We start from the raw sequence: 6,681 nt of genomic DNA on the forward strand, positions 1-6,681 counted from the left end.
CCTTTAAATGCTTATATTTATATAAATAAGGTTTTCCAGTGCTAACTTTTCGAAATTTTTCCATTGGCAAAAAAATTGCCAGTGTCTTTTCTGCGATCGTAATGATATTGATTGGATTTGGTCTGTTCATCAATAGTGAACTTAATACTGTAAGAAATGGTGTTATTAACTTTACGGATTCGACTTTACCAAGCGTGTTAAGTGTTGAAGACATTATGTTTGAGATGTCATACGCCCGTCGTACACAATATGCTATTTTGACTTACAAAGAGCTTGATCAAATCCATACTCGTATCACTAAAGCCAATGAGCAGAGACAAGAAATAGAAAGAATGCTAGCGGCGTATGGTGCGACTGTCGCTTCAAACGATGAACAACATATATTTGATAACGTAATGTCATCATGGCGTGCTTATAATCAAGCGCTAAATGGTTTTGATGAGTCGGCCAGTCGTGGTGATATGGCAACAGCGCAGCCTATTCTTGCGGGTACTTTTGACGAGTTTAACAAGCTTGATGTGTCTATGAATGCATTGTTAGAAATGAACCTTAGTTTTGTTGCTAGCAACCGAGTTTCTATGCTGGCTAGTGTTGCGAGCGTAATTAACATGACCATCATGAGCATTATTGGCCTGATTGTATTTATGGTTATGACGAATGTGTTCCTTACTCGCCAAATTTGTCGTCCATTAAATTTAGTGATGGCACAATCACAAGCTATTGCTGGCGGTGATCTGACACACAAGATTCAACGTGATGAAATTGGTAACGATGAATTAGGCAAATTAGCTGATATTAGCATTACGATGCAGCTAAACTTGCGCAGTTTAATTGAAGAGATTGTTGCGGCGGTAACTCAGCTTAGCTCTGCGGTCGAAGAAGTTAGCGCTGTTGCCGCTCAATCATCTGTTGGTATGAGTGAACAGCAAAATGAGATCACCATGGTTGCAACAGCCATGGATCAAATGAAAGCGACGGTAGCGGAAGTGGCGAGCAACACTGAAGTGGCATCAGCATCTGCATCAGAAGCGAATATCGAGGCTGCTGAGGGGGCGGCGGAAGTCACGCAAACCATCAAACATATCCAAAGTGCGTCACTGGAAATTGAAAATGCAGGCGCTTTGGTTGGACAGCTTGTGAAAGAATCTGAAAACATCAGCATGGTTGTTGATGTGATTCGAGGTATTGCAGAGCAAACTAACCTTCTTGCTTTGAATGCGGCCATTGAAGCGGCACGAGCCGGAGATCAAGGCCGAGGCTTTGCCGTTGTCGCTGATGAAGTAAGAACATTGGCTGGTCGTACTCAGCACTCAACGGGTGAAATTATTACGATTATCGAAAAACTACAAAAAAGTGCTAATGAGGCACGTGAAGCGACCAACGAAAGTTGTTCATTGATTCATTCCTGTGTCCAGCAGAGCCAGAACACAGGGGATAAGATTCAATCTATCGAGGTCACTGTAGGGAAAATTGCTGATATGAGTGTGCAAATTGCAAGTGCTTGTAGCGAGCAAGATTCAGTGACGGAAGAGCTTGGCCGAAGTGTCGCTAAAATCAATGAATCTTCAGCAGAAGTGGTAGAAGGCTCAGGCCATACAACGCAGGCTTGCCATGAATTGAGCCAGTTAGCAGTGAACCTTCAACAAGCGATGAGCCGTTTTCGTGTTGTTTAGTAACGTATCCTGATATGGATTCACATGTCTAAATTTAAACGCCTGATGTATTTCATCAGGCGTTTTTTTATTTTAAGGTACCACAACACAACACAACACAACAAAACACAACACAACACAACACAACACATTATGGTTAATCTAAACCTATAATCTATAATTGTTTTTTTGATTTTCTATCTTTCGTTGATTCGGCTGTTCGGCGCAGTACAGATGCTATTTGTTTTTCTTCTCAATACATTTTCGTTATTCAAATAGTAAAAATGCCACACGTGTATATATTCGCTTACTTGATAAGTCAGGATGAGGTGTGTATGCTCCATTTAAAATAAAGGATGCCGTCCATTATGCTATTGCGTGTGGGTCATCCTTTATTTTCGGCCCTAAAAAGGACGCTGTCTTTTATTTTGATATTCAATGTACTTATGATCAAAAAATGGGCTATTGCTCTGCTTTAACAGAAAAGAACATAAAAAGATCGACCGTCGATTTAGTGGTTTCAGGCGGTAAGGAATGGTAAGCCCTGCCATGGTCACAGAGGGCACCCTATTTGTGACAATCCGTGCAGGTGGCAGACATCGCTTCGTAGTGACAATAACTATGTATTGCGGCCTGAAATATAACCGATTAATGAATATGACTAATCATGAAAAAGATCATTACAGCAATTGCGTTTACATCATTATTAATGGTTCCCAAAGCTATGCCAGCATCTAATAAGTCACCTCAGGAGATCGGCAAGATCTTTGGACAGATAGAAGCATGTGCCATTAAAGGTGATATCAATAAGATAGAGAAAGGCATCGTTAAGTTAAAAGTTGCGGATAGGTACAACCTCAGCTCACGTACAAAGTGGTTTAAAAAACAGGTCACGAAAGGGCAATTTAAAGAATTTGAACGTCTAGGGAACGGCTCTCCAGCATGGACCAAAGATATCATGTGCGGTGTTCTTCGCGATAAATGGCTGTAATTAAATTTGGTTGGTCGTGCTCTAACCAATTTTTCCTGACAGTTAATTAGGCACACGGCCAGCCATCCTAAAACAATAAGCAAAAATGATAATGACCAATAGAAGTACTGAACAAAAATGTGATGCACCAATGCCAGAGCAACTACCTTTGGCAATCTCAATAATTGAACAGATTAAAAGTCTTGAATCGCTGAATCACGTTACTGTTTATACACCAGAGGACAAAAGTAAGATTGTTATTAATAGCAACGAAGCCAAAACACAAAGCCTAACCCTTTATTGGAATGTGGATGGTTATATGGCTGATTGTACGGCCAACCTGGGTTTTTCGGGGGTGTCGATTCGCAGTGCTGGCTGCGCTGGTATCTTCGCTTTTGCTTATGATGTTTGCCATGGGTTTCAAGCGAAATGGTTTAAGTAACCTTATTTAGCTAGTCGCACCGTTTTGTTTAACTTGGCAGTTAGTGTAGACACGCGGCTAGCTATCTTTGCCTAAAATAGTGAGAGTTAATCATGGAATGTAAATATTGCGGAGCAATCCGTTTTGCTCGGGTTAATAACAAGCTTGCAGATGAACAACGAAAGGGGGCGACTATCTATCACTACCGATGCGCTCAATGCGGTAGAGATAGAATCATTAAACGATTTTCTGATTTACTCGATTGAAGGCTGCCCTCTAATGTTATTGACAATTAGTACAACAAATTTGCAATAAGATTCGCAAATTAAGACGAATAAAAAAAGATTGTGCATCCTGCATCATAAATGCCCGTAAAAGAAGCGTTGATAGTCATAAAAAGTAGGCATCACAATTGCTTTACCTTAGTGATACACCTCAAAGGTGTTTATAGCTCAGCAGTTAACACTCATGGTAGAGGACGGCACTATGTATCAATCAGACATGAAGTTGAACCACCAAATTACTCAACATGTAGAAATGCAGATGCAGCGATTAAAGTCGTCCGCTGCCAGTGCTGATGAGAGGATGCTCTTGCCTCATCAGCAAGGACAAGAAGTCATGCGTGATATTTTGCAACAATACCTAGCGGGTTTGAAAGCAATAAGCTGCTTGCTTGATCATGGCTACGTGGCACAAACGCGAGGTATTTTTCAAACACTTGGCGATGATTATGAAGATATTATTTTTTTAAGCTTGCCGAGCTTAGATGGCGAGTTAACAAGTCTACATAAAGCGTATCTGAAAGGGGTGAGTAGTGCCCCTTGTGAGGCGTGCTATAGCCCGATCACGCGGTGTGAAATTCGCTCGACGATTAAGCAAGCGAAAACCATTAATCATAATGTCTTTCAGATATACCCGAAAAAGCAGGCGCTTCAGGTATTGCGTCCGCAGGGGGATAAGCCTTGTTCAACAACACTAGCTATTTCACTACATCGCCATTATGCCCACAAAGCGTTACTGCTCACTATGCTAACAGCCAAAGTCAGCGGTGAAGATGACGTAATGCGTGCTTGCTTAAATTACCGTGCACATTTGGAAATAAGTGATGAGCTGGTATGGCAACGTGACATTGAAGTGCATCAAGAAGTACCAGCATCAATGCATAGTTCTGTGAACGATCGGGAAGAATATGCCGCGGCATTATAAGTCTACAAGCCGAAAGTGCTAGTCACAATATCTCCTTTCATATTCTTTTAGGTGTGGTAACGTTGAGCTTAATCGTTAAGTTTGATTTTATTGTGCCTTTGCATGAATAGGGAAGTGAATTATCCATGGAAAAGAAAGCGTTAGATACAAGCATTGTGACAGCCGGTCGCTCCAAAAAGTGGACTCAAAAACTCGTCAATCCACCCGTTAGTCGAGCATCGACTATTGTGTTTGACAGCGTTGCTGATATGAAAGCATCCGCGTCTAAACGTATGGATAAAGCCTTATTTTATGGCCGCCGCGGTACGAATACCCATTTTGCTTTTCAAGATGCCATGGTGGAATTGGAAGGTGGTGTTGGTTGCGCTTTGTACCCTTGCGGTACAGCTGCGATAAGTAATGCCATTCTCTCTTTCGTAAAGACAGGCGATCATATTTTGATGGTAGATGGCGCGTATGAGCCGACACGCGATTTCTGTGACAAGATTTTAGTGAATATGGGCGTTGAAACGACCTATTATGATCCCATGATTGGCGAAGGTATTCGTGATTTAATTAAACCGAATACCAGTGTTCTTTTCCTTGAATCACCATGCTCTATTACCATGGAAGTGCAAGATGTACCGACATTAGCTCGCATTGCGCATGAGCAAGACATTGTAGTGATGCTAGATAACACTTGGGCTTCGCCAATTAACTTCCAGCCATTCGACCACGGTGTGGATATTTCGATCCAAGCGGCAACGAAGTATATTGTTGGACACTCAGATGTAATGCTAGGGACGGCGACGGCGAATGCCCGCTGCTGGGATCAACTACGCGAAAACAGTTACCTGATGGGGCAATGCACATCACCAGATGATGTTTACTTAGCCATGCGTGGTTTGCGCACCTTGGGTGTACGCTTAAAGCAGCACGAAAAAAACGCGCTACGTATTGCGCATTGGCTGGCTGAGCGTAACGAGGTGGATCATGTTCGTCATCCTGCTCTGTCTTCTTGTGATGGACATGAGTTTTTCAAGCGTGACTTCAAAGGCTCAAATGGCTTATTTTCTTTGGTGTTGAACCGTGGGAATACAGAGGCTCTGACAGCCTTGCTTGATGGGATGGAACATTTCAGCATGGGTTATTCATGGGGAGGCTTTGAAAGCCTGATTTTAGCCAATGAAAATATCAATAGTTTACGCACTGCGACAAAAAAAGATTTTGCCGGTCCTATGCTTCGTCTGCATATCGGGTTAGAAGACCCAGAGGATTTGATCCGCGATCTAGAGCGAGGCTTTGAACGTTTTAATGCTGTTCTTAACCGTGATCAGATGTAAACACACGCACCATTGCCATCGCTGAGCTAACGTTATTCTATAAAACCACCTTTTGGTGGTTTTTTTGTTTGTCTGCATATAGGTATAGAGTCGCAAAAAGTAATGGGGAATATGTGGGTTAAACGCAATAGAAATTCAGTATTGGTATAAGCTTAATGAACGTATGGGAATGATAAGGACTTGGTATGCACCAATCGAAGTTTATGTGGTTCGCTTCTGGGATGATGGTTATGTTGCTCGTCGGTTGTACCAATAGCAGCGTTAATAATATTGATACGGGGTTGGATAATTACCAGTTTTTACCCGATGAGTATGATGTTGAAACTGAATATAACAGTATTTATTTTTATGGTTTTAATCAGGGATGTCGTTCGAAAACGTATGATTCTGAAAGCGGGCGACTACCTGTTGAAATAGATAGTACTTTAGCGAAAAGAAGCCAGAAATATAATGATGGAATTGAAGCCGGAAGAAAAGCCTGTGAAGATGGCTCTCCAAGAACGGTTTCATATTATACGACAAATAAATAGCGAAACGATTGCGTAGCTCAAAGTGGTGGTTAACTATATGAGTGATATTAAGAAGGGAGTAGTATTAATTACTCCCTTTTTCAATGCGATTTATAATAACGTTACATTATTTAATCAACTGTCTATTTTTCAAGCAGCTTCTGCGTCGGAATATGACGTTATTTTACCGTTTATAAATTGCACGGGTATTACCATCGATATTTCAGGTAACAGTAAGTGGGCATCAAGCTCGCTAGCTTCAATCGGCTGAACAACAATATGCAGATGGTGCTCTAAAATGCTTCGAAGCTTACTAACGCTTATAATGCCGCCTCCTTCGATTTCAGTGTATCTATCGTTTTCAGAGTAGATCCAACATGCAACAGAACGATATTGCTTCTCAATTTGATCAATGAAGGCGGTAATGTTTTTCATAAAAATCCTTTTTCTTACATCAATAATATTAGTATTGATTCCTAGACATTATGGTACGACTAGCAAATTAAGCAAATGAAAAAATGGTTTATTATGCAATATGTGAGGGCTATAGGGTTTTTGCGCAAGACGATAAGAGCTATTATTTACTTAATTAAATAATAAC

At 41.2% G+C, this 6,681-nt stretch carries 8 protein-coding genes; 7 read left to right on the forward strand and 1 reads right to left on the reverse strand.

What is annotated here, in order from left to right; translation table 11 throughout:
- Positions 1-38: 38 nt before the first annotated feature.
- The 7 genes from ASV53_RS21735 to ASV53_RS21765 all read left to right on the forward strand — a co-directional run bounded on the left by ASV53_RS21735 (position 39) and on the right by ASV53_RS21765 (position 6,101).
- Positions 39-1,673, forward strand: coding sequence for a methyl-accepting chemotaxis protein (locus tag ASV53_RS21735; protein ID WP_275657119.1), 1,635 nt, complete (start codon positions 39-41; stop codon positions 1,671-1,673).
- A gap of 310 nt (positions 1,674-1,983) precedes the next feature.
- Positions 1,984-2,193 (forward strand): hypothetical protein, encoded by a 210-nt coding sequence (locus tag ASV53_RS21740; RefSeq protein WP_094958650.1) that lies wholly within the window; start codon positions 1,984-1,986, stop codon positions 2,191-2,193.
- 126 nt (positions 2,194-2,319) lie between these two features.
- Positions 2,320-2,643: a hypothetical protein gene (locus ASV53_RS21745; protein ID WP_094958651.1), complete on the forward strand. Its 324-nt coding sequence runs from the start codon at positions 2,320-2,322 to the stop codon at positions 2,641-2,643.
- Positions 2,644-2,773: 130 nt separating this feature from the next.
- Positions 2,774-3,064: a hypothetical protein gene (locus ASV53_RS21750; RefSeq protein ID WP_141226290.1), complete on the forward strand. Its 291-nt coding sequence runs from the start codon at positions 2,774-2,776 to the stop codon at positions 3,062-3,064.
- 465 nt (positions 3,065-3,529) lie between these two features.
- Entirely contained in the window at positions 3,530-4,249 is a 720-nt protein-coding gene (locus ASV53_RS21755) for a hypothetical protein (protein ID WP_094958653.1), read from the forward strand.
- A 125-nt stretch (positions 4,250-4,374) separates the two neighbouring features.
- On the forward strand, positions 4,375-5,571 hold the full coding sequence (locus ASV53_RS21760) for a cystathionine beta-lyase (protein WP_094958654.1): 1,197 nt from the start codon (positions 4,375-4,377) through the stop codon (positions 5,569-5,571).
- A 185-nt stretch (positions 5,572-5,756) separates the two neighbouring features.
- Positions 5,757-6,101: a hypothetical protein gene (locus tag ASV53_RS21765; protein WP_094958655.1), complete on the forward strand. Its 345-nt coding sequence runs from the start codon at positions 5,757-5,759 to the stop codon at positions 6,099-6,101.
- A gap of 129 nt (positions 6,102-6,230) precedes the next feature.
- Here ASV53_RS21765 and ASV53_RS21770 read toward each other — a convergent pair whose 3' ends face one another.
- Positions 6,231-6,515 carry a hypothetical protein gene (locus ASV53_RS21770; RefSeq protein WP_062691428.1) on the reverse strand — a complete coding sequence of 95 codons (285 nt, stop codon included), beginning with the start codon at positions 6,513-6,515 and terminating at the stop codon, positions 6,231-6,233.
- Positions 6,516-6,681 lie beyond the last annotated feature (166 nt).

Source organism: Photobacterium sanguinicancri (genome assembly GCF_002265265.1).
GTDB lineage: Bacteria > Pseudomonadota > Gammaproteobacteria > Enterobacterales > Vibrionaceae > Photobacterium > Photobacterium sanguinicancri.

Bases quoted from the DNA above. Each gene is read 5' to 3' on its own strand.
- ASV53_RS21750 (WP_141226290.1), top strand. From the start codon at position 2,774: ATGCCAGAGCAACTACCTTTGGCAATCTCAATAATTGAACAGATTAAA.
- ASV53_RS21760 (WP_094958654.1), top strand. From the start codon at position 4,375: ATGGAAAAGAAAGCGTTAGATACAAGCATTGTGACAGCCGGTCGCTCC.
- ASV53_RS21755 (WP_094958653.1), top strand. From the start codon at position 3,530: ATGTATCAATCAGACATGAAGTTGAACCACCAAATTACTCAACATGTA.
- ASV53_RS21765 (WP_094958655.1), top strand. From the start codon at position 5,757: ATGCACCAATCGAAGTTTATGTGGTTCGCTTCTGGGATGATGGTTATG.
- ASV53_RS21770 (WP_062691428.1), bottom strand. From the start codon at position 6,515: ATGAAAAACATTACCGCCTTCATTGATCAAATTGAGAAGCAATATCGT.
- ASV53_RS21745 (WP_094958651.1), top strand. From the start codon at position 2,320: ATGAAAAAGATCATTACAGCAATTGCGTTTACATCATTATTAATGGTT.